The sequence below is a fragment of the Curtobacterium sp. PsM8 genome, assembly GCF_030433875.1.
Taxonomy (GTDB): domain Bacteria; phylum Actinomycetota; class Actinomycetes; order Actinomycetales; family Microbacteriaceae; genus Curtobacterium.
In genome coordinates this window covers 1-18,964 of the sequence record NZ_JARUXD010000066.1, presented here as the reverse complement: position 1 = coordinate 18,964, position 18,964 = coordinate 1, and the positions used below count along the sequence as shown (strand labels likewise).

The following is an 18,964-nucleotide window of genomic DNA, read 5'->3' as shown; positions in this document are numbered from 1 at the left end:
GCGGCGCGCGGTCGTCACGGTTGAACGAGCGCGGGGCGTCGTTGTCACGACGGGGAGCGCGGTCGTTGCGGTCGAAGCTGCGGGGAGCGCGGTCGTTGCGGTCGAAGCTGCGGGGAGCGCGCTCGTCACGGTCGAAGCGACGCGGGCGATCGTCGTTGTCCCGCCGGGGAGCGCGGTCGTTGCGGTCGTTGCGGTCGAACGAACGCGGCGCGCGGTCGTCACGGTTGAACGAGCGCGGGGCGTCGTTGTCACGACGGGGCGCGCGGTCGTCACGGTCGAAGCGACGCGGGCGATCGTCGTTGTCACGACGGGGAGCGCGATCGTTGCGGTCGAAGCTGCGGGGAGCGCGCTCGTCACGGTCGAAACGACGCGGGCGGTCGTCGTTGTCACGACGGGGCGCGCGGTCGTTGCGGTCGAAGCTGCGCGGGGCACGGTCGCCGGAGTCGCGGCGGGGTGCGCGGTCGTCGTCCCGACGGGGGCCGCGGTCGTTGCGGTCGAAGCTGCGCGGGGCGCGGTCGTCACCGCGTGCGGGCCGACCCGCACCGCGGGGCTCCCACACCGGACGGCTGCCGCGGCTGTCGCGGGGCTCCCAGTTCGGGCGCTCCCCCGACGACGGACGGGAGCGACGCTCTTCGGCGTCCCAGCGCTGCTTCTGGCGCGGGGCGGTGGGCTCGGGGGCGCGGAAGCCGCGGTGCTTGGCGCTGCGAGCGGCGGGGGTGCCGTTCGGGTGACGAGCGCGGTCGGAGCGGTCGGCGCGCGAGTTCGCGCCCTTGTCGTACGGGGCCATGTGTTCTTTCCGGGGTGCAGACGTACCACGCGGCCCGGCAGCGACATCGGCGGGGGCGGTTCGTGGAGAGGGGGTTCATCGCGTCGTCGATCGACGTGATTCCAGCCCTCGAACTACACAACACCCAAACACGTCCGCGACTCGCGAGCCACGGTGTCGAAGGCCGACCGAGCGAGTCTACGCGACCGTGTGCACGAAGGCCAGCCCCGTCGGTGGACGCGGGCCAGCCCCGTCGAGGACGGCGGGGCCGTGACGGGGGTGCGCCGGGCCTCCAGTCCGGATCGCCGCGGGCCCGGACCCGCAGGCCCGGACCCGCAGCGGGTCAGGACTCGGCGAGGCGCTGTCGTTGCTCGGCCACGTCGAAGTCGGCAGCCGGCCACGAGAGGTGCATGTCCTCGAGGGCGCGGAGCAGGAGCTGCTGCACGGCGAGGCGGGCGTACCACTTGCGGTTCGCCGGCACGACGTACCAGGGCGCCTGCTCGGTCGACGTGCGGTCGAACGCCACCTGGTACGCCTGCTGGTACTCGTCCCAGCGCAGACGCTCGTCGATGTCCGCGGGGTTGAACTTCCAGTGCTTGTCCGGCCGGTCCAGCCGGTCACCGAGCCGTTCGCGCTGCTCGTCCTTCGAGATGTGCAGCATCACCTTGACGACCGTGGTGCCCCGCTCGGCCAGGCGCGACTCGAAGTCGACGATCGCCCCGTAGCGCCGCTCGATCTCCGCCGGTTCCGCCAGCCCGCGGACGCGCTGGATCAGGACGTCCTCGTAGTGGGACCGGTCGAACACCCCGAGCTGTCCGGCGTCCGGCAGCTGTCGTTCGACGCGCCAGAGGAAGTCGTGCTCGCGCTCCTCGGCCGTCGGGGCCTTGAAGCCGGCGTAGTGGACGCCGTTCGGGTCGACGGCGCCGACGACATGCGAGACGATGCCGCCCTTGCCCGCGGTGTCCATCGCCTGCAGGACGAGCAGCACACGCCGCTGGTCGCCCGCGGTCGCCGCTGCCCAGAGACGCTCTTGCAGGGCGGTGAGCCGGGAGGCGCCGGCGGCCAGCGCCTCGAGCCCGTCGATCTTCCGGCCGGGGAACCCCGGCGTGCCGTCGGGGTCGACGGTGTCGAGTCGGAACCCGGGACCGACGCGGAGGAGCGGTTCCGGATCGGCGTTCCAGGACTTCTGACGGCTCACGGGATCCTCCTGCGGGTGGGACCACCATCCTGGCACCCGCGGCCACCCCATGTAGCGTGGCTGGCGATGAAGTCCGGCCGTCGTCTCCTGCTCGCGCTCGTCGCCGCGGTCGCGATCGTCGGCGCCGCCGCGTCCTGCAGCGCCGACGGCACGGGCGACCGGAACTCGACGGTCACCGCCGGACCGGTCATCTACCCGCTGTCGCTGCGGTACCACGGCATCGACGTCGTCCAGGACGTCCCCTACGGCCGGGACCCGCTGCAGCAGCTCGACGTGTGCCTGCCGGCCGACAGCCCGCCGGAGAGCACCGCCACTCCGACGGCGACACCGACGGCCGCGCCGACGGAGGCCCCCGACCGCGTCGAGGTCGGCTCCCGTCCGGCGGTGATGATGATCCACGGCGGCAGCTGGTCGCACGGCGACAAGGCGACCGCCGCGTACCGCTCCGTGTGCCAGTACCTCGCCTCCGAGGGCTTCGTGACCTTCAACGTCGACTACCGCCTGGCACCGACGGACCCCTTCCCGGCTGGGCTCGACGACGTGCGCCGCGCCCTGGACTTCGTCTTCCGACAGTCCACGCTGCAGACGTACGACGTCGACCCCGGACGCGTGGGCGTGTTCGGCGGGAGCGCGGGTGGCAACCTGGCGGCGATGCTCGCGGTGCAGGACCACGAGTCGACCGCGTACGCCGACGGCTTCCGGATCCGGGCGGTCGTGGACCTCAGCGGCCCGACTGATCTGACGGCCCGTTCGACCGGGTCGGACGGTGTCGCGGCGGCGTTCCAGCGGAAGCAGCTGCTCTACCTCGGATGTGCGTCCTACCGCGCCTGCCCGACAGCCGAGCGGGCCTCGCCGGAGTACCACGTGACGAAGGCCACGGCGCCGTTCTTCATCGGGCACTCCACCGACGAGTTCATCCCGCTGTGGGAGTCGCAGCGGTTCGCCTCGACGCTGCGCTCGCACGGCGTGCCGGTGACGTTCGTGGCGGTGCAGGGCTCGGCGCACTCGATCGCGCAGCTCGACCAGGCGATGAGTCGACGGGTGACGAACTTCCTCCACGCCGGCCTGCGCTGACTCCCCCTGCGCTGACGCCCCCGGGCGGGTGGCACCCGGAGCGGGACTGCCGGCGAACCGGTCGGGTCGCCAGACTTCCGGGGTGACCTCCACGCCCTCCGCCCCGATGCCCCCTGCCCAGACACCGGTCCCCCGCGCACCGCGCCCCTTCACCGCTCCCCTGACCGGTGTCCGGACCTCGGTAGAGCTGCTGCTCGGGCTGTCGTTCCTGGTCGCGGTGTCCTTCGGCGGCTACGGGGCCGCCGTCGGGCAGGTGTCCGTCGTCGCGCAGCTCGGAGCGCTCGTGTTCCTCGTCACCCTGACGTGCGCGGTCGTGTCGTGGTTCCGTCCGGCGGACCGGGAGCCCAGCGACCGCTGAGCCCCCGACCGCCGGGCGCCTACGACTGCGTCCGTGCGGCCTTCCGCTCGGCCCGACGCTCGCGCGCACCCTCGACCAGGGCGTACAGCGCGGGCAGCACCACGAGCGTCAGGAGCGTCGACGACACCAGACCGCCGATCACGACGAGGGCGAGCGGCTGCGAGATGAAGCCGGACTTGCCGGTCAGCCCGATCGCCATCGGCAGCAGCGCGAAGATCGTCGCGGTCGCCGTCATGAGGATCGGCCGGAGACGACGGGCCGCACCCTCGAGCAGGGCATCACGGACCCGGAGCCCTCGTCTGCGGTACTGGTTGACGAGGTCGATGAGCACGATGGCGTTCGTCACGACGATGCCGATCAGCATCAGCAGACCGATCAGCGACGCGACGCCGAGCGGCACCCCGGAGATGATCTGCAGCAGCAGTGCACCCGTGAAGGCGAACGGCACCGACACGAGCAGCATCAGCGGCTGGAGCAGGCTGCGGAACGTCGCGACCATGATCACGTAGACGATCAGGACGGCGACGACGAGTGCCAGGCCGAGCTGCGAGAACGCGGACGACTGGCTGGCGGCGACACCACCGATCGACGCGGTCGCACCACGGGGCAGGTCGAGCTGGTCGACCGCCTTGGTGACGGACTGCACCGCGGCGCCGAGGTTCGACGCGTCCGGTGTCACGGTGATCGTGGCCGTGCGGGCCGCGTTCGTCGTGGTGACGGTGGTCGGTCCCTCGGACTTCTCCACCGTCGCGACGTCCGTCAGCTTGACGGTGCCGGTGCTCGTCGGGACGTCGAGGTCACGGAGGGCCGCGATCGTGGTCGGCGGCTCGGCGTCGGCGATGTAGACGTCGAGCGTCGCGTCGTCGATCTCGATGCTGCCGGTGTCCCGCGGCGAGACCGCTGCGGCGACGAGGCCACCGACCTGGGTCTCGGTGAGCCCCAGGGACGCGGCCTTCGCACGGTCGACGCGGACGGCCAGGAACGGCTCCGCCGCCGACAGGTTGCTCGTCGCGGCCGTCGTGTCCTTGACCGACTGCATGGTCTTCAAGACCTTCTGCGACGCGGTCTCGAGCTGTGACTGGGTCGGTGCGGTGACGTCGACCTCGATGTCACTGCTGCCGCCGAAGCCACCACCGGAGGACGCGATGGTGATCTCACCCACGCCGTCGATCCGCTTCAGCGACTTCCGGGCGTCGGCCTGGATCGTCGTCTGGTCGGCGTCGGCGTCCGTCGTGACGGCGTACTGCACCGAGGCTGTCCCGCCCCCGCCGAACGCCGCCTGGATGGACTGGCCGCTCGTGCCGATGGTGGTCTGCACGGTGTCGACGCCGGAGACGTCCTGCAGCGCCCGCTCGACCTTGCGTGCGGAGTCGGACTGCACGGCGAGACTGGAGCCGGCCTTCAGGTCCTGCGTGACGGTGAACGTGTTCTGCCCGGAGTCGCCGAGGTAGTTCGTCGTGACGAACGGCAGCGAGGCGACCGTGCCGCCGAGGACGACCACGGCGAGCAGCACGACGACCACGGGCTTGCGGACGGCCCAGCGGAGCACCGGCAGGTACACGCGACGCAACCGGTCGGAGGTCCCGGCGTCGTGCAGGTCGTCGGCCGAGGCGAGCGCGCCCTCGGACCCCGGACGGATGGTGTCGAGGTCGGCAGCGGCCGGGTCGGCAGCGGCCGGGTCGGTCTCCGCCGGCGAGGCCACTGCCTCGCCCTGCTTCGCCTTCGCGGGCCGGAGCCACCAGTACGCCAGCACCGGGACGATCGTCAGCGACACGAGCAGCGAGGCGATGAGCGCCAGGGTGACGGTCACCGCGAACGGCCGGAAGAGCTCACCGACCAGTTCGGCGACGAAGGCGACCGGCAGGAAGACCGCGACGGTCGTCAGGGTCGAAGCGGTGACGGCGCCGGCGACCTCACGCACGGCGTCGAGCACCGCCCGTCCGCGGTCGACGCCCGGCACCATGTGCCGCTTGATGTTCTCGATGACGACGATGGAGTCGTCGACCACGCGACCGATCGCGATGGTCAGTGCCGCCAGCGTGATGATGTTGAGCGTGTACCCCGCGGCGCGCATGCCGATCGCGGCGAGGAGCACCGAGGTCGGGATCGAGATCGCGGTGACCAGGGTGGATCGCCACGAGAGCAGGAAGACCAGGATCACGATGACCGCGAAGCCGAGGCCGAGCAGGCCCTCTTCGGCGAGGGAGTCGATCGACTGCTGGATGTAGGGCGCCTGGTCGAAGACGACGGTGAACCGCGGGTCGCCGTCGATCTTCTTCTCGATGCCGGGCAGGGCGTCCCGCACGGTCTTCGAGACGTCGACGGTGTTGGCTTCCTGCGTCTTCGTGATCGAGATCGTCAGCGCCTGCTGGCCGTTCACGCGGCTGATCGAGGTGCGCGGGGACTCCTTGATCGCGACGGTGGCGACATCGCCGAGCGTGGTGTCGGTGGGGGGCGCCGCGGTGGTCGCGCCGCCGGTCGCCGTGCCGTCGGTCGGAGCGGAGGTGCTCGTGCCACCCGTCGCCGTCGCACCGGTCGCACCGGTCGCACCGGTCGCACCGGGTGCAGCCGCACCGGCGCCGGTGGCGGCACCACCCGTGGCACCGCCGCCGGACGTCGAGCCGCCGGAGCCGGACCCCGACGATGAGCTCGACCCCGACGATGAGCTCGTGAGGGGCAGGTCACGGATGTCCTTGAGCGACGCGATCCGCTCACCGGTCTGCACGGACAGCGTCGAGCCGTCCTCGGTCAGCGTGCCGCCGGGGATCAGCGTGCCGTTGTCGTCGAGTGCGTCGGAGATGGCCGTCTGGCTGAGCCCCCGGGCGGCGAGCTCGTCCTGGTTCGGCGTGATGACGACGCGGCGACCCGGGTTGCCGAAGACGTCGGCCTGGCGCACGCCGTCGAGCTTCTCGAGGTCGGGGATCGCCGAGGCCTGCAGCCGGTCGACGAGCTGCTCCTGGTTGCCGGAGGCCGACACCGCGACCTGCAGCACCGGCAGGTCGTCGAACGACCCGGTGACGATCTGGGTCTGCACGGAGTCGGGCAGCGACAGGGCGTTGACCGCGGTCTGGATCTTGTCCTCGGCGCTGGCCAGGTTCGAGCCGTACTGGAACGAGGCGGACACGACGCTCTGCCCGGTGGACGAGGTCGCACTGGTCGACTCGAGGTCCGGCACGACCTGGATCGCCTGTTCGATCTTGGTCGAGACGTCGTTGGACACCACCTCTGGCGTGGCTCCGGGGTAGGCGCTGACGATGGCGACCTGCGGGAACTCGACGCTGGGGATGAGTTCCTGCTTCAGGCTCGACAGGGCGACGCCACCGAAGACGGCGACCACGATCGTCACGAGGGCGATGAGGGCGCGGTTCCGGAGACTGAAGACGGAGAGGAGGTGCACGTCTCGATCCTCGCAGCCGCAGAGCCCGCGCGCGCCTCGCCGGTGCACTCTGTGGACGAACGTGCAGTTTCGGCAGGCCGTGCAGGAGCGGTGCGCTCAGAGCCAGGCGATCCCGACGTAGACGACGGCGACGGCGACCGACCCGACGATCCCGGTGCCCAGCGCCACCACCCGGCCGACCGGTGTCCGGGCCAGCGCGATCCCCACCACGACCACGGCGACCCCGACGGCGATCTGGACGATCCACGTCGTCGAACCGGTGGTCGCGGCGACCTGCAGCAGTCCGCGGACCCCCTCGCCGATGAGCACGGCGGCGGTGATCCCGGCGGCGGCACCCCGCCAGCGGCCGTCCGAGGACCGCACGGCGACGGCGACCGCGCCGGCCAGCAGCCCGGCCGGCAGTGCCATCACGACCCAGAAGTTCGTGAGCGAGAGGGTGTCGACGAAGCCGCGCAGGTTCGTGGCCGCCCAGTACCCGATGTGCATGAGTTCGAGCAGCACCACCCCGAGCACCATCGCCAGGGCCACCCGCAGCCTGCTGGTCCGGCTGCCGCCACGACTCCCCCGCCCGACCCCCGCCGCCAGGACGAGCAGCGCCGCGCCGACGAACCACGGTCCGGCGGAGTTCGACACCGTGCCGAGTCCGGGCACGGCCTGCCCGAAGCTCGTGGCGACCCCGGCGAGCAGTGCACCCGTCAACGCCATCGTGACCCGGGCCAGCGGCGGCACCGCGTGCGACGGGTCCGTGCCCGACGAACCAGGAGAACCCGACGAACCAGACGAACCCGACGAGCCCGCACCCGACGACGTACCCGGCAGTGCGGCGGACGAGGAGGACAGGGTGCTGTGCATGGTCCCGATGCTGCCGTTTCCGCACCGGTCACCGCGTCACCCGCCAGGGCCACCCGCATCCCCCGCGAGAGTGAGAAGGAGAAGGGACGAGCAGACGCAGCGCGTCGCACGCGCCTCACACCACCGCCGCCGCCGACCCCCGCGTCGCCACCGCGGCCCCGCCGACCCGCTCCCACGACCGCGCCAACGCCCCGACCAGCCGCTCCCGGTCCGCCCCGGTCACGGTGAACGGCACCCGCAGCGACCGCTCGAACCCACCGTCCGGCCCGAACACCCCGCCCGAGGCCAGCACCACCCCCTCGGACCGCGCGGCGAGCACGAGGGCACTCGACACCGGCTCCCCGAGCCCGACCCACAGGGTCAGCCCGCCCGCCGGTGACGGCACGTCCCACTCCGGCAGTCGTGCCCGGAGCGCGGCCACGAGACCGTCGCGACCGTCGCGGAGGACGTGACGCCGGGCCTCCAGGACGGCCTCGGTCTGCGGGACGAGCTCGCGCGCGACGAGCTGGTCGAGGACGGGCGTGCCGAGGTCGCCGGTGGGCCGGGCGAGGAGCAGCCGCTGCAGCAGTTCCGGGGCGGCGCGCACCCACCCGATCCGCAGCCCGCCCCAGAAGACCTTGGCGGCCGACCCGACCATCACGACCTGACCGGGCGCGTCCGCGGCGAGGGGCCGCGAGGGGACCCCGTCGATGCGCAGCTCCCCCATCGTCTCGTCGGCGACGACGACCGTGCCGACCGCGGCGGCGGCCTCGAGCAGCACCCGGCGGGTGGAGTCGGCCATCGTGGCGCCGGTGGGGTTGTGCAGCTCGGGCATGACGTAGGCGAGCGTCGGGGCCGAGCGCCGGATCGTCGCGTCGAGCACCGTCTCGTCCCAGCCACCGCGGACGTCGACGGGCACCGAGACGAGTCGGCCGCCGGCTTCGCGGAGGACCTCGTGGGCGTGCGGGTACGTCGGCGACTCGACCAGGACCGGGTCCCCGCGGCGGACCAGGACCCGGGCGAGCAGGGCGATGGCGTGCTGCGCGCCGATCGTGACGACGACCTCGGACGGGGTGGTCGGCAGGCCCCGTGCGGTGTAGCGGTCGGCGATCGCGGCACGGAGACCGGCGTCACCGACGGTGTCGTACCCGATCCCGGCGAGCGCCGCCGGCAGGTGCCGCATCGCCCGTTCGACGGCCTCGGCGACGCCGGGTGCGCTGCGGAGCGCGGCCTTGCGCAAGTCGAGCAGGTCGTCGGGGACGACGCCGGCCAGGTGTTCCGGGTCCGGCCGTCCCTCGAGCGGCAGGCGGATGACGCTGCCGGAGCCGCGGAGCGAGGTGAGGTAGCCGTCCTCACGGAGGCGCGCGTAGGCGTTGGCCACGGTGGTGCGGGAGACGCCGAGCGCGGTCGCGAGCCCGCGTTCGGCGGGCAGCCGGGCGCCGTGCGGGATGCGACCGTCGATGACGAGCACCCGGACGGCGTCGGCGAGCGCCTCGTAGGCGGCGGCGTCGGACCCGGCGCGCCAGTGGCGGAGCAGCAGGGCGACGGACCGGGCGCTGAGCAGGACGGGCGTCATGGGTCCACGGTAGCCGGATTGGCTCTCGCACAGCAGGCCAATCTGCGCGAGCATCGAGCCATGCCCCGCTCCACCGCCCTGACCCTGCGCTTCGTGCAACTCGCCGTCGGCCTCTTCCTCTACGGCGCCTCGGTGGCGCTGCAGGTCCGCGCGGTCGTGGGCGTCTCGTCGTGGACGGTCCTGACGCAGGGCCTCGAGAACGTCCTGCCGTGGTCGTTCGGCGTCATCACGACGGTGTCGAGCCTGGTCATCCTGCTGTTCTGGATCCCACTGCGCCAGAAGCCGGGCATCGGGACGCTCTGCAACGCCCTGGCGATCGGGCCGGCCGCCGACCTGGTGCTCTGGCTGGTCCCGGAGCCGGGCACCCTGGTCGGCCGCGTCCTGCTCTTCGTCGGCAGTCTGGTCCTGCTCGCGGTCGCCACGGCCTGCTACATCGGCGCCGGCTTCGGCACGGGCGCCCGCGACGGCCTGATGGTCGGGCTGCACGAACGTCTCGGGTGGCCGGTGTGGGTGGCCCGGACGGCCATCGAGGTCACGGTGGTCGTCGTCGGCTGGTTGCTCGGCGGCGACGTCGGCGTGGGCACGGTGGTCGCCGCGTTCGCGATCGGCCCGATGGTCCAGCCGCTGATGCGCCACTTCCGCCGGTTCCCGTGGAGTCCGGTCCGGGAGGCCCGTCCCACCCCCGCCACGCCGGTTCCTGACCCTGCGCCGAGCATCCGGCACTGACCCTGGCCGCGCCGCGGAGACGCGATGTATCGTGTCGAAGCAGAACGCGACACATCGCGTCTGGACAGGGAGACGTCATGGCACAGGAGAAGTGGCTCGTCGACGAGCCGAAGGTCATCGACACCGGGATCGTCCGCGCACTGCGGATCGGCCTGGTCGGCGGACAGGTGGACGTCGTCACGCACGACGAACCGACCGCCCGCGTGGAGATCCACCAGGTCTCCGGCAAGCCCATCAAGGTCGAGATCGAGGGCGACACCCTCACCGTCGACCACCCGCAGATGCGCTGGGACGACGTCCTCGGGTTCCTCAAGTCCTTCCGCGGCGGCGGCGCCCGGGCCGACGTCAGCATCCTGGTCCCGCGCGACGTCACCGTGACCATCGGCGTCGTCTCCGCCGGCGTGCTGCTCTCCGGCACCGAGCGGGGCGCCACGCTCAACAGCGTCTCCGGAGACGTCGTCCTCGACGGCGTGATCGGCGACGTCGTCGTCAACGCCGTCTCCGGCACGACCACCCTCCGCGACCAGGTCGGCGCCGTCGCGCTCCGCACCGTTTCCGGAGACGTCGTGGCCACCGGGGAGATCCGCCGCTTCACCGCGGACGGGGTGTCCTCGGCGGTCGTCCTCGACCTGCACGGCTCCCCCGACCAGGTGAAGGTGAACACGGTGTCCGGGTCGGTCGACGTGCGCCTCGAGCACGGCACGCCCTACACGAGCACGATCACCACCGCGACCGGCCGTCTGCAGTTCGACGACGCCGAGATCCGCGGCACCCGTGGGTCGTACACGCGGACCGACGGCGAGCTCTCCGGGTCCTACGTCGACGTCCGCATCAACTCGGTCTCCGGCGACGTCGCGATCGTGCACGGCCACGCGCCGAGCACGCCCGCTCCCCCGACCACCCCCGACGCACCGACCACCCCCGACGCACCGCCCGCCCCGGCGGCGCCGACCGCTCCGTCCTTCGACGAGCAGGGCGGGACCGTCGCATGAGCCCGGTCTTCGCGCACGGCCACCTGCGCCTCTACCTGCTGGTCCTGCTGGCCGACCACCCGATGCACGGGTACGAGGTCATCACCGCCCTCGGCGACCGCTTCGGCGGCACCTACGTCCCGAGCGCCGGCACCGTCTACCCGCGCCTGGCGAAGCTGGAGGAGGACGGCCTGATCACCGGCACCTCCGACGGCCGCAAGACCGTCTACGCCATCACCGACGCCGGCCGGGCCGAACTCGACGCCCGTGCGGACGAGGTCGCCCAGCTCGAGAACGGCGTCACCGACAGCGTCAAGTCCCTGGCCGACGGCGTCCGCGCCTCGGTCGGTGCTGCGATGAAGTCGCTCCGTGCGGACCTGGCGGCCGCCGCCGAGCCGGGTGGGTCCGGTGGGTCCGCCGACGCCGGTCCGACCGCGGTGCCGGCAGCGGGCGTGCGGTCCCTCCGCGACGCCGAGATGGCCGTCGCCGTGTTCCGACAGCAACTCCGTGCCGACCTCCGCCGCCGTGCCGCACGTGGCACGCTCGACGACGCGGCCGTCCAGCGCCTGCGCGACGGCCTGGAGGCACTGCGCAAGTCCCTCTGACGGGCCGCGCCGACGGGGCGGTCGCGAGCCGCGCCTCCCGTCCGGATCCGGTACGTCGGCCCACCCTGTCCGTTCCTTCAGGAACAGCACCCCGAACCCCTTCGATCCGCGCCGCATCGCGGATCGGAGGGGTTCGTCGAATCCCGTTCGGTCACGGCGGAATACCGTTCGGGCCCGCGGTGTTGCGTTCGCCCACCGATTGAGTAAGTTCGTCGCTCGTGACCAACGAGACCCGGTCGTTGAAAGCCCGACTGATCGGCGACCCACTCCCCTCGGAGAAACTCGAGGGACAGCTCCTCCCGAAGCACCTGGCCCTGCCGATCTTCGCGAGTGACCCGCTGTCCTCTGTGGCGTACGCGCCGCAGGAACTGCTGATGATCCTGCTGCTCGGCGGGATGGCGTTCCTGACGTTCGCCCCGTGGGTGGCGGCGATGGTCGTCCTGCTGCTCGTCGTGGTCGTGGCGTCCTACCGGCAGCTCATCAAGGCGTACCCGTCCGGCGGCGGCGACTACGAGGTCGCGCACCGGAACCTCGGCGAACGTGCCGGCCTGGTCGTGGCCAGTGCCCTGCTCGTCGACTACGTCATGACGGTCGCGGTGTCGGTGGCCTCGGGCGTGGACAACATCATCTCGGCGCTGCCGATGCTCAACGAGTTCCGCGTCGAGCTCGCGATCCTGTTCGTCGTGCTGCTGGCGGCCGCGAACCTCCGTGGCGTCCGCGAGTCGAGCAAGGCCTTCGCGGTCCCCACCTACCTGTTCGTCGCGAGCGTCTTCGTGATGGTCGTCACCGGCCTGGTCCGGGTCGCGGCCGGCAACGCCCCCGTGGCCGAGTCCGCTGCGTACACGGTGCAGAACGTCGAGCACACCACGCAGGCGGCCTTCATCCTGCTGCTGCTCCGTGCCTTCGCGTCCGGCTGTTCCGCACTGACGGGCGTCGAGGCGATCGCGAACGGCGTGCAGGCGTTCCGTCGCCCGAAGATCAAGAACGCCCAGCAGACCCTCGTGCTCATGGGCGGCATCGCGATCGTGCTGTTCATCGGCCTCATCACGCTCGCGCTGGTCTCGCGCGTGCACTACGCCGAGAGCGCCTGTGACCTGCAGGGCTTCGCGAACTGCAGCACCACCCCGCAACGCTCCCTGATCGCCCAGATCGCGGCGGCGACGTTCGGCAACAACTCGGTGCTGTTCTTCGTCATCCAGGCGACGACCGCGGCGGTGCTGCTCCTGGCGGCGAACACCGCGTTCAACGGGTTCCCGCTGCTCGGCTCGATCCTGGCCCGCGACTCGTACGCCCCGAAGGCCCTGTCCACCCGCGGCGACCGCCTGATCTACTCGAACGGCGTCATCCTGCTCGCGCTCGTCGCGGCCGCGCTGCTCATCGTCTACCGGGCGAACGTCACGAGCCTCATCCAGCTCTACATCATCGGCGTCTTCGTGTCGTTCACGCTCGGGCAGAGCGGCATGGTCAAGCACTGGGTGAGCCTGCTCCGCGCCGACCGGGCCGGCACCGCGGACGAGCCGGTGAACCGCGGGCAGGTGCTCCGGAGCCTGACGATCAACTCGATCGGTGCGACCTTCACCTTCGTGGTGCTCGTCATCGTCACGATCACGAAGTTCACGCACGGCGCCTGGCTGGTCTTCGTGATCATGCCCGTGCTGTTCGTGCTGATGCTCGGCGTGAACCGCTACTACCGGGACGTCTCGCACGAGATCCAGGCCGACGTCGAGACCGAGTTCGGCGCCACCGGCGACCACGCCATCGTCCTGGTCAACAAGCTGCAGAAGCCCGTCCTCAAGGCCCTCGACTACGCCATCGCCGCCGAGCACGCCGGGCTCGAGGCCGTGCACGTCGCCATCGACGACGCCGACGCCGCACGGCTGCGCGAACAGTGGGCCGAGCACGGCATCGAGGTCCCGCTGACGATGGTGCCGAGCCCGTACCGCGACATCTCGATGCCGCTCATCAAGTACATCAAGGCGCACCGGCTGGAGCACGGCTCCGAGGTCGTCACCGTCTACACGCCGGTCTTCATCGTCGGCCACTGGTGGGAGGGCCTGCTCCACAACCACCGCGGTCGTCGGATCCGCCGCAAGCTGCTGCTCACGCACGGCGTCACGGTCGCGCTCGTGCCGTGGCTGCTCGACTCCTCCGAACTGCTCTACGGCAAGCGCTCCCGACCCTTCCCAGGGCAGGACCGCCGTGGCGAGCCCGTCCGGCCGGCGCTCCGGCGCTCCCCGCACGGCGTCTTCCGCTCGGAGGCCGAGGAGGACCGGCTCATCCGCTCCGCCCAGCGCAACAGCCTGGAGCCGCAGAAGCTCGCGCACCAGCCGTCGCCGGCCTCCCGTCGTGCCACCCGCCCCGCCGGCCCCGCCGAGGGCGTCGACCCGGCGCTCTGCACCGGCGAGATCCGCTCGCTGGTCGCGGCCACCCCGCCGGTCCCCCGTCCGCACGATGACGATGCGTGACGGTGCCCGGTCGTACGATGTGACCCCATGACGACCGCTCCCGAGGCCCTGCGCACCTTCGCGACCTTCGACGGACACGGCGGCAAGGTGTCGAAGCGGGTCGAGGTGCTCGACCACGAGCCGCCCGTGTCGCCGGACGGCCGGTACGACGGCCTGGTCGCCGTGCGCGGCGAGCACCCGCTCGGCGCCCTCGACGAGCGTGCCGCGGACGACTCCGCCGAGCTGGCGCGCGGTGTCGCGAGCATCGGCTGGGTGGACCCGGCCACGCTCCGCGACTGGTACCGACCCGACCGGGTCGTGGTGAGCCTCCTGGACGCCCGGCGGTCCGGGCTCGAGCCGGGCGTCTTCGCCGACTCCCGCGGGCGCGGTCGCGTCCGCATCGACGGCCGGGAGGCCCACCTCGCCGCCGACGGTCGGCCCGCGTTCCGTGCACTGGCCGGCACCGCGGACGCACCCAAGGCGGACGTGCCGTTGCCGATGGACCAGGTGGTCCGCCTCGTCGTCGTGTCGTCCGGCGTGACCGACACCCTGACCGGAGCGTCCGGGGTGGAGATCGTGACGACGCCCGTCACCCCCGTGCTGTCCCCGGGCGAGTACCCGGTGTACGCCGACGACGTCCCGGGGCTGCCTCCGCGTCCGGCGTCGGGACGGGTCGACGTGACCGCGGCGGTCCTGCTGAACGGGTCGATGCACCGGGTGGACCGACTGGACGAGCCCGCGAACACGCTCTGGATCGAGCGGGGCGGCCGGGTCGTGCCGGTGGCCGCGAGCGACGTCGGCGGCGACCTGGTGCGGTACACGGCGACGCCGGTCTGAGTGCTGTCCGGGCGATGCGTCTGGATGCCCATTGTCCGCTCACGGCCTGCGGGGGACGCCGGACTGCGCCGCTGGTCGGGGGTGCGGCGTACGGTCCGGGGCATGAGTGATGCAGACCAGAACCAGCCGGAGACCCTCGGCGGAGAACGCCCGGACCCCTCGACCACCGCGAGCAAGGACCCCGAGCAGTGGGTCACCGGCGACGAGCCGATGACCGGCCCGCAGCGCAGCTACCTCGACACCCTCGCCCGTGAAGCCGGCGAGGAACTGTCGGCCGACCTCACGAAGGCCGAGGCGTCGGAGCACATCGAGCGCCTGCAGGAGAAGACCGGGCGCGGCGCTTCTTCCTGAGCAACAGTCGTTGCTGTACGGCGGTCCGCAGTTCTGCGGACCGCCGTCTGGCATCCCCCTGACAGACCCCCGGTAGTCACCCCGGCGCCCCGGTTGGATGACACGTCACCACTTAGCGTCGTGGGCATGCGAACCACATCGACCTCCATCGGCCTGACCGTGCTCCGCGTCGTCCTCGGCGTCGTCTTCATCGCCCACGGTGCCCAGAAGTTCAGCCAGGGGATCCCCGGCGTCACCCAGGGCTTCGCCGGCATGGGCGTCCCCTTCGCCGAGGTCGCCGCACCCCTCGTCGCCGGGCTCGAGCTGATCGGCGGTGCACTCCTGGTGCTCGGCGTCGCGACCCGCGTGGTCGCCATCCTGCTTGCCGTCGACATGGTCGTGGCCGGAGCACTGGCGCACCTGCCCGCCGGGTTCTTCTCACAGGACGGCGGGTTCGAGTACGTGCTCGTCCTCGCTGCCGGGTCCCTGGCCGTCGCGCTCACCGGACCGGGGCGGTACTCGGTCGACGCCGTCGTGGTGCGGCGGTCGCGCGGGCGTCGCGGCACGCAGGAGCCCGTCGCCGCCTGACCAGCGGCCCTGGGTCGACGGCCGGTGGCGGGTCTACCGGCCGTCGAGCTGCTGCTCGTACGCCGCGATCTTCCGTTCGAGGGCGTCGAGGTGCCGGCGGACCTCCGCCTGCCGCGCGAGCACCGTCTCGTGGTGGCTCCGCAGGAGCGCCAACCGCTGCTCGTCGTCGGCGCCCGCGCGGTACGCCGCCGCGTACTCGCGCATCTCGGCCACGCTCATCCCGGTCCCGCGCAGCATGACGACACCCGCCAGCCAGGCGAGGTCGCGCTCGTCGTAGCGGCGCCAGCCGTCCGGCCCACGATCGGGCGCGGGCGCGATGCCCTCCTTCTCGTAGTACCGGATCGTGTCGACGGTGATCCCGAGCAGCTCCGCGGCAGCGCTGATCGTCACGGGGTCGGTGATCGGGACGGTCGGCAGGAGCATCCCCCGATGCTGCCACTTGACATGGTGTGCGCACCAGGGTCCAGGCTCTGCTCGTGTCGGACACACCGACACGACGAGGAGACGACACCGTGCAACAGACGACACTGGGCTCGCAGGGCCTGACCACCTCGGCGATGGGCCTCGGGTGCATGGGGATGAGCGCCTTCTCCGGGGGCGCGACCGAGACCGGGTCGGTCGAGACGATCCGGCGGGCGCTCGACCTGGGCATCACGCTGTTCGACACCGCCGAGGCCTACGGGCCGTTCGCGAACGAGGAACTCCTCGGCCGCGCCCTCGGTGCCGACCGCGACCGAGCCGTCATCGCCTCGAAGTTCGCCACCGACTTCACCGACGACGGGGTCCCGATCGGGCTGGACGGCTCCCCCGAGCACGCCCGACGAGCGATCGACCGGTCCCTGTCGCACCTGGGCACCGACCACGTCGACCTCTGGTACCTGCACCGCGTCGACCCGGCCGTCCCGATCGAGGACACCATCGGGGCGATGGGCGAAGCGGTGACCGCCGGCAAGGTCCGCTACCTCGGCGTCTCCGAGACCGCAGCCGACACCCTCCGCCGGGCGCATGCGACCTTCCCCGTCACGGCGATCCAGTCCGAGTACAGCCTGTTCGAGCGTGATGCCGAGCACAACGGCGTCCTGGACACCGCGCGCGGACTCGGCATCGGTTTCGTCCCGTTCTCACCGCTCGGTCGGGGGTTCCTCGGTGGCACGCTCACCCGACGGGACGACCTGCCGGTGGGTGACGCCCGACGCGACCTGCCGCGGTTCTCCGACGACGCGATCGCGGCCAACCTCCGCATCGTGGCGGCGCTCCGCACCATCGCGGACGAGAAGGGGATCACTCCGGCGCAGCTCGCTCTCGCCTGGGTGGTCCGGGCCGGTACCGTCCCGATCCCCGGCACCACGAAGGCCGCCCGCGTCGAGGAGAACGCGGCCGCGGTGGACGTCGAGCTGACGGCGGACGACCTCGCGCGGATCGACGCCGCATCGCCGCACGGCGCGGCCACCGGTGCGCGGAACACCGCGGCGGGGATGGCGCGCGATCGCGGTTGAACGGGTCGACGAGGCCCGCACCCTCCCGTCGACCGGGTCAGGCGTCGGCGGCGGTCTGCCCGTCGGGAGCAGCGTCATCGTCCGCGGCGGCAGCAGCACCGGCGGTGTCGGTGTCGGTGTGGGTGTGGGTGTGGGCCACGTCGTCGGCCAGGACGGCCAGCACCTGGCGCGCGATCCGGCGGCCGGCCCGGTTCGCCCCGATCGTCGAGGCCTGGGGGCCGTAGCCGGCGAGGAACAGCCGCGGCTCGGCGGTGGACCGACCGTCCTCGACGACGACCCCGCCCGCCTCGGTCCGGAGGTGCAACGGCGCGAGGTGCCTGAGGTCGGCGCGGAAGCCCGTCGCCCAGATCACGGCATCGGCGTGGACGTGCTCGCCGTCGGCCGTCAGGACCCCGTCGCCGTCGAGTCGTGTGAACATCGGTTCAGCTTCGAGGAGCCCCCGGGCCAGGCCACGGCGGATCTTCGGGGACACCGGCAACCCGGTCCCGCTGACGATGCTCGGCAGGGTGCGACCGGCCCGGGCAGCGCGGTCCTGGTCCGCGACCGCCGCCACGGCCGCGCCGGTCGCCAGGGCCGGGTCGTCCGACCAGACGACGGGACGCCGGGTGAACCACCGGGTCGACCGGGCGATGCCGTCCAGTTCCAGCAGGAACCCGATCGCGCTCGTGCCACCGCCGACGACCACCACGTCCAGCCCGGCGAACTCCGTCGCGTCGCGGTAGCCCGTCGTGTCGAGCTGCCGGCCACGGAAGGCATCGCGGCCGGGGACCCACGGCACGAACGGGGTGCCCCACGTCCCCGAGGCGTTGACGACCGCCTCGGCCCGGATCGTCCCCACGACACCGTGCTCGTCGCAGGTCTCGACCACCAGGGCGCCCGGTCCGGGGTCGTCACCGTGCCGGACGGCCGTGACCCCGACCGGCCGACGCACGCGGAGGTCGTGGTGTTCCTCGAACCGGCGGTAGTACTCGGACACGACCTCCCGAGCCGGCCGCGACCGGTCGGCGTCGTCGAACCGGAGGCCCATCTCGTGCATCCCGGGCAGGTCGTGCACCCGGTGGGCGATGCCGAGCCGCAGGGCGTCCCACCGGAACTGCCACGCGCCTCCCGTCCCCGCAGCGCGGTCCAGGAGCACCAGGTCGCGGCCCGCGACGAGCCCCGCGCGCTGCAGGTGCCACGCGACCGAGAGTCCGGCCTGACCAGCACCGATGACGACGACGCGGGCTCGTTCTGCTGGGCGGATCATCACCCTCGATTCTGCTGTGCTCGGGACGCGCCGGGCGAAGTCGGCAACGGGGTACATGGTAAAGTGACGGACAGATTTCAAACCACGAACCGTCTGTTCTTCCCGGGTGCGCACTCGTTGCCCGCCGAGACCGGACACGAGCCGACACAGAGGGGGTCACGCATGGGGCGCGGCCGTCAGAAGGCGAAGCACACCAAGGTCGCCCGGGAGCTGAAGTACTTCAGCCCGGACACGAACTACGGTGCTCTCGAACGCGAACTCTCCGTCGCACAGCAGTCGGACGAGCCGGACTACGTCGACCGTTGGGGCGACGAGTTCGGTGACGAAGGAGACCTCGAGAACCAGACGGACACGAACAAGTCCGCCTGACCTCCCGGTCGATCACGCCGCGCGCCCTCGGGCAGCGCGGCGTTCGTCGTCCCCGGGCGTGACCGTCCGCCGGCTCGTCGGTCGCCGGCTCGCCGGTCGCCGAGGTCGCACGAACTGCCGCCTGGTGGGCTGCCCGGCAGCCGGTCCTGCGA

Annotated in this window: 17 protein-coding genes and 1 pseudogene; 11 read left to right on the top strand and 7 right to left on the bottom strand. The window is 72.2% G+C overall.

The genetic code is table 11. The features are described from left to right. Positions 1–787 (bottom strand): annotated as a pseudogene (locus QCD68_RS13950) (DEAD/DEAH box helicase); the annotation flags it as partial. A 322-nt stretch (positions 788–1,109) separates the two neighbouring features. Then, on the bottom strand, positions 1,110–1,964 hold the full coding sequence (locus QCD68_RS13945; protein WP_301223443.1) for a PPK2 family polyphosphate kinase: 855 nt from the start codon (positions 1,962–1,964) through the stop codon (positions 1,110–1,112). Positions 1,965–2,030: 66 nt separating this feature from the next. Here QCD68_RS13945 and QCD68_RS13940 point away from each other — a divergent pair, with 66 nt between their 5' ends. Continuing rightward, positions 2,031–3,038, top strand: coding sequence for an alpha/beta hydrolase (locus tag QCD68_RS13940; protein ID WP_301223442.1), 1,008 nt, complete (start codon positions 2,031–2,033; stop codon positions 3,036–3,038). Between the two features lie 82 nt (positions 3,039–3,120). Beyond that, positions 3,121–3,396 carry a hypothetical protein gene (locus QCD68_RS13935; RefSeq protein ID WP_301223441.1) on the top strand — a complete coding sequence of 92 codons (276 nt, stop codon included), beginning with the start codon at positions 3,121–3,123 and terminating at the stop codon, positions 3,394–3,396. A 19-nt stretch (positions 3,397–3,415) separates the two neighbouring features. Here QCD68_RS13935 and QCD68_RS13930 read toward each other — a convergent pair whose 3' ends face one another. The 3 genes from QCD68_RS13930 to yczR form a co-directional block, all read right to left on the bottom strand. Continuing rightward, positions 3,416–6,793, bottom strand: coding sequence for an efflux RND transporter permease subunit (locus QCD68_RS13930; protein WP_301223440.1), 3,378 nt, complete (start codon positions 6,791–6,793; stop codon positions 3,416–3,418). 96 nt (positions 6,794–6,889) lie between these two features. Next, positions 6,890–7,645 (bottom strand): DUF6518 family protein, encoded by a 756-nt coding sequence (locus QCD68_RS13925; protein WP_301223439.1) that lies wholly within the window; start codon positions 7,643–7,645, stop codon positions 6,890–6,892. Positions 7,646–7,760: 115 nt separating this feature from the next. Then, positions 7,761–9,200, bottom strand: a complete 1,440-nt coding sequence (gene yczR, locus QCD68_RS13920; protein WP_301223438.1) for a MocR-like transcription factor YczR — start codon at positions 9,198–9,200, stop codon at positions 7,761–7,763. Positions 9,201–9,260: 60 nt separating this feature from the next. On the opposite strand from yczR, the gene yczE reads away from it, so the two are divergent. The 7 genes from yczE (at position 9,261) to QCD68_RS13885 (ending at position 15,701) form a co-directional block, all read left to right on the top strand. Next, a complete protein-coding gene (gene yczE, locus QCD68_RS13915) occupies positions 9,261–9,926 on the top strand; it encodes a membrane protein YczE (RefSeq protein ID WP_301223437.1) in 666 nt (221 codons plus the stop codon). Between the two features lie 77 nt (positions 9,927–10,003). After that, on the top strand, positions 10,004–10,918 hold the full coding sequence (locus QCD68_RS13910; RefSeq protein ID WP_301223436.1) for a DUF4097 family beta strand repeat-containing protein: 915 nt from the start codon (positions 10,004–10,006) through the stop codon (positions 10,916–10,918). Continuing rightward, a complete protein-coding gene (locus QCD68_RS13905) occupies positions 10,915–11,502 on the top strand; it encodes a PadR family transcriptional regulator (protein WP_301223435.1) in 588 nt (195 codons plus the stop codon). The genes QCD68_RS13910 and QCD68_RS13905 overlap by 4 nt, the downstream gene beginning before the upstream one ends. Before the next feature lie 218 nt (positions 11,503–11,720). Further along, the gene (locus tag QCD68_RS13900) at positions 11,721–13,967 is read left to right on the top strand and encodes an APC family permease (protein WP_301223434.1); all 2,247 of its coding nucleotides are present in this window, start codon (positions 11,721–11,723) and stop codon (positions 13,965–13,967) included. A gap of 27 nt (positions 13,968–13,994) precedes the next feature. Continuing rightward, on the top strand, positions 13,995–14,783 hold the full coding sequence (locus tag QCD68_RS13895; RefSeq protein ID WP_221851856.1) for a hypothetical protein: 789 nt from the start codon (positions 13,995–13,997) through the stop codon (positions 14,781–14,783). A 102-nt stretch (positions 14,784–14,885) separates the two neighbouring features. Further along, positions 14,886–15,134: a DUF3072 domain-containing protein gene (locus tag QCD68_RS13890; protein ID WP_111074916.1), complete on the top strand. Its 249-nt coding sequence runs from the start codon at positions 14,886–14,888 to the stop codon at positions 15,132–15,134. A gap of 126 nt (positions 15,135–15,260) precedes the next feature. Then, positions 15,261–15,701: a DoxX family protein gene (locus QCD68_RS13885; protein WP_301223433.1), complete on the top strand. Its 441-nt coding sequence runs from the start codon at positions 15,261–15,263 to the stop codon at positions 15,699–15,701. A gap of 33 nt (positions 15,702–15,734) precedes the next feature. Here QCD68_RS13885 and QCD68_RS13880 read toward each other — a convergent pair whose 3' ends face one another. After that, on the bottom strand, positions 15,735–16,124 hold the full coding sequence (locus QCD68_RS13880; protein WP_111074915.1) for a MerR family transcriptional regulator: 390 nt from the start codon (positions 16,122–16,124) through the stop codon (positions 15,735–15,737). An 89-nt stretch (positions 16,125–16,213) separates the two neighbouring features. Between QCD68_RS13880 and QCD68_RS13875 the strand changes: the two genes are divergently transcribed. Next, positions 16,214–17,197 (top strand): aldo/keto reductase, encoded by a 984-nt coding sequence (locus tag QCD68_RS13875; RefSeq protein ID WP_301223432.1) that lies wholly within the window; start codon positions 16,214–16,216, stop codon positions 17,195–17,197. 37 nt (positions 17,198–17,234) lie between these two features. On the opposite strand, the gene QCD68_RS13870 is transcribed toward QCD68_RS13875, so the two are convergent. Next, the gene (locus tag QCD68_RS13870; RefSeq protein WP_301223431.1) at positions 17,235–18,443 is read right to left on the bottom strand and encodes an NAD(P)-binding domain-containing protein; all 1,209 of its coding nucleotides are present in this window, start codon (positions 18,441–18,443) and stop codon (positions 17,235–17,237) included. Between the two features lie 162 nt (positions 18,444–18,605). Between QCD68_RS13870 and QCD68_RS13865 the strand changes: the two genes are divergently transcribed. Beyond that, positions 18,606–18,812 carry a DUF3073 domain-containing protein gene (locus QCD68_RS13865; RefSeq protein ID WP_111074913.1) on the top strand — a complete coding sequence of 69 codons (207 nt, stop codon included), beginning with the start codon at positions 18,606–18,608 and terminating at the stop codon, positions 18,810–18,812. Positions 18,813–18,964: the final 152 nt, after the last annotated feature.

Coding starts and splice junctions, on each gene's coding strand:
- QCD68_RS13885 (WP_301223433.1), top strand. CDS start 15,261: ATGCGAACCACATCGACCTCCATCGGCCTGACCGTGCTCCGCGTCGTC.
- QCD68_RS13910 (WP_301223436.1), top strand. CDS start 10,004: ATGGCACAGGAGAAGTGGCTCGTCGACGAGCCGAAGGTCATCGACACC.
- QCD68_RS13895 (WP_221851856.1), top strand. CDS start 13,995: ATGACGACCGCTCCCGAGGCCCTGCGCACCTTCGCGACCTTCGACGGA.
- QCD68_RS13905 (WP_301223435.1), top strand. CDS start 10,915: ATGAGCCCGGTCTTCGCGCACGGCCACCTGCGCCTCTACCTGCTGGTC.
- QCD68_RS13925 (WP_301223439.1), bottom strand. CDS start 7,645: ATGCACAGCACCCTGTCCTCCTCGTCCGCCGCACTGCCGGGTACGTCG.
- QCD68_RS13880 (WP_111074915.1), bottom strand. CDS start 16,124: ATGCTCCTGCCGACCGTCCCGATCACCGACCCCGTGACGATCAGCGCT.
- yczE (WP_301223437.1), top strand. CDS start 9,261: ATGCCCCGCTCCACCGCCCTGACCCTGCGCTTCGTGCAACTCGCCGTC.
- QCD68_RS13865 (WP_111074913.1), top strand. CDS start 18,606: ATGGGGCGCGGCCGTCAGAAGGCGAAGCACACCAAGGTCGCCCGGGAG.
- QCD68_RS13870 (WP_301223431.1), bottom strand. CDS start 18,443: ATGATCCGCCCAGCAGAACGAGCCCGCGTCGTCGTCATCGGTGCTGGT.
- QCD68_RS13940 (WP_301223442.1), top strand. CDS start 2,031: ATGAAGTCCGGCCGTCGTCTCCTGCTCGCGCTCGTCGCCGCGGTCGCG.
- yczR (WP_301223438.1), bottom strand. CDS start 9,200: ATGACGCCCGTCCTGCTCAGCGCCCGGTCCGTCGCCCTGCTGCTCCGC.
- QCD68_RS13890 (WP_111074916.1), top strand. CDS start 14,886: ATGAGTGATGCAGACCAGAACCAGCCGGAGACCCTCGGCGGAGAACGC.